The sequence below is a fragment of the Paenibacillus sp. KS1 genome (genome assembly GCF_001680695.1).
Lineage (GTDB): Bacteria > Bacillota > Bacilli > Paenibacillales > Paenibacillaceae > Paenibacillus_B > Paenibacillus_B suaedae.
Genome location: NZ_MAIS01000299.1, coordinates 1 through 519 on the forward strand (window position 1 = coordinate 1; position 519 = coordinate 519).

1 protein-coding gene is annotated in these 519 nt (G+C 35.1%); it reads right to left on the bottom strand.

What is annotated here, in order from left to right:
* Positions 1–161: 161 nt before the first annotated feature.
* Positions 162–519, bottom strand: a 358-nt coding sequence (locus BBG47_RS28410) for a YrvL family regulatory protein (protein WP_175400675.1), incomplete at its 5' end; no start/stop codon positions are given.

The following is a 519-nucleotide window of genomic DNA, read 5'->3' on the forward strand; positions in this document are numbered from 1 at the left end:
TAAGGGTAAAAGCAAGTACCACAAAAAACTCACTTTCTGATTCAAAGTTATTTTTGCATACAATCGAATATACTCTCGAACAACTGACAATGTAAAGTTCACTCCCCGTTAACCGAATGGAATCATTTGAATTGCAAACTCATTATTTTGCTTCTTTCTTCTCAACGATCATGGTCTTTTTTCTGAAAAAGTAAAGTATCAATCAAATAGATAATAAGAACAAAAGCGATCTCAGAAAAAATAGAAAAATGAACGGACGTCATCCATTCATCAATCAGATGAACAGCAACAAAATCGAGGAGTATTCGGAAAATAGCGTCATGATACTGCTTAAAATGCTGACCAGTAGAGAGGAAATACCTTGTCTTCATAAAAATAAATAATACTTTGGTAACCGCGTCAGCAACGAACGATAGACAGATAAACAGAAACACCGATATCCACGATTCATATTGAATTCCTAACACCTCAAAAATACCAATATGGAAAAATAGGAAAAAGGCAGCCACGCCGAGCAGT